At 71.6% G+C, this 2,069-nt stretch carries 1 protein-coding gene; it reads left to right on the forward strand.

The window, feature by feature from the left end; translation table 11 throughout:
- Positions 1 to 2,069, forward strand: a 2,069-nt coding sequence (locus ON39_RS07700; RefSeq protein ID WP_040732577.1) for a beta-ketoacyl synthase N-terminal-like domain-containing protein, incomplete at both ends; no start/stop codon positions are given.

Raw genomic sequence — 2,069 nt, forward strand, 5'->3', positions numbered from 1 at the left:
CTTCCGGGTTCGCCCAACCGCGGCCTCTTCGGCGGCGACGGCGCTTACGGCGAGTCGAAGGCGGCGCTCGACGCGGTGGTCGCCAAGTGGCGGGCCGAGAAGTCGTGGTCGACCCGGGTTACCCTGGTGCACGCGCTGATCGGCTGGGTGCGCGGCACCGGGCTGATGGGCCACAACGATCCGATGGTCGAGGCCGTCGAGCAGGCCGGCGTGCACACCTGGTCCACCACCGAGATGGCCGACGAGCTGCTCGAGTGGTGCACCTCGCGCGCCCGCCAGGTCACCGCCACCGGGCCGCAGCAGATCGACCTGACCGGCGGATTGGCCAGGGCCAAGCTCGATCTGCCCGCGCTGGCCAAGCAGGCCGCGGCGCAGGCGGTCGAGGAAGACGCCGAAGCCGATGCGGCGGTGACGATTCCGGCCCTGCCCGCGCCGCCGACCGTCTCCTCGGTGCTCCCGGTCCCCGAATGGGGCACAGTCAGCACCGATCTCGCCGACATGGTGGTGATCGTCGGCGCCGGCGAGCTCGGCCCCTACGGCTCGGCGCGCACCCGGTTCGAGATGGAGGTCGAGGACCGGCTCTCGGCCGCGGGCGTGCTCGAGCTCGCCTGGACCACGGGTCTGGTCACCTGGGAGAACGACCCCAAGCCGGGCTGGTACGACGCCGAAACAGGTGACTACGTACCGGAATCGGAGCTGGCGGACAAGTACCACGACGCGGTCGTCGCCCGCTGCGGCGTGCGGCGCTACGCCGACGACGGGGCCATGGTCGACAACAGCTCGCCGCTGATGACGTCGGTGTTCCTCGATCAGGACCTGACGTTCACGGTCGGCGGCGAGGCCGAGGCCCGTGCCTTCCACGCGGCCGACCCCGAGCACACCGTCATCGCGCCGGTGGCGGATTCGGCCGACTGGACGGTTACGCGCAAGGCGGGCACCGAGATTCGGGTGCCACGCCGGGCCAAGCTGTCGCGCACCGTCGGCGGCCAGATCCCGACCGGCTGGGATCCGACCGTCTGGGGCATCTCCGCCGAGATGGCGAACTCCGTAGACCGCGTTGCCCTCTGGAACGTCGTCTGCACCGTGGACGCGTTCGTCAGCTCGGGCTTCAGCCCGGCGGAGCTGATGAGCTGGGTGCACCCCAGCCTCGTCGCCAACACCCAGGGCACCGGCATGGGCGGCATGTCCTCGATGCGCTCGCTCTACGTCGACAACCTGCTCGGCGAGCCGCGGCCGAACGACATCCTGCAGGAAGCGCTGCCGAATGTGGCGCTGGCGCACGTGGTTCAGTCCTACGTGGGCAGCTACGGCGCGATGGTGCACCCGGTGGCCGCCTGCGCCACCGCGGCGGTCTCGGTGGAGGAGGGCGTCGACAAGATCCGCCTCGGCAAGGCCGAGCTGGTCGTGGCCGGCGGCTTCGACGATCTCGGCATCGAGGGCATCGTCGGCTTCGGTGACATGTCGGCCACCGCGGACTCGGCGGCCATGAGCGCCAAGGGAATCAGCGATCGGTACTTCTCCCGCGCCAACGACCGCCGTCGCGGCGGGTTCGTGGAGTCGCAGGGCGGCGGCACCGTGCTGCTGGCCCGCGGTGACGTGGCGGTGGAGATGGGCCTGCCGGTGCTCGGCGTCGTCGCCTTCGCGCAGTCCTTCGCCGACGGCGTGCACACCTCCATTCCGGCGCCCGGCCTCGGCGCGCTCGGTGCGGGGCGCGGCGGCCGCGAGTCCCGGTTCGCCGCGGAGCTGCGCAAGCTCGGCGTCGGGCCGGACGATATCGCGGTGGTCTCCAAGCACGACACGTCCACGGCGGCCAACGACCCGAACGAGTCCGAGCTGCACACCCGGCTGGCCACGGCCATCGGCCGCTCCGACGGCGCGCCGCTGTTCGTCGTCTCGCAGAAGAGCCTGACCGGGCACGCCAAGGGCGGCGCGGCCGCGTTCCAGCTGATCGGGCTGTGCCAGGTGCTGGAAAACGGTGTGGTGCCGCCGAACCGGAGCCTCGACTGCGTCGACGAGAAGATGCAGGCCTACCCGCACCTGGTGTGGGCGCGCGAGCCGCTGCGCTTCGG

The sequence above is a fragment of the Nocardia tenerifensis NBRC 101015 genome (assembly GCF_000308715.1).
Classification (GTDB): domain Bacteria; phylum Actinomycetota; class Actinomycetes; order Mycobacteriales; family Mycobacteriaceae; genus Nocardia; species Nocardia tenerifensis.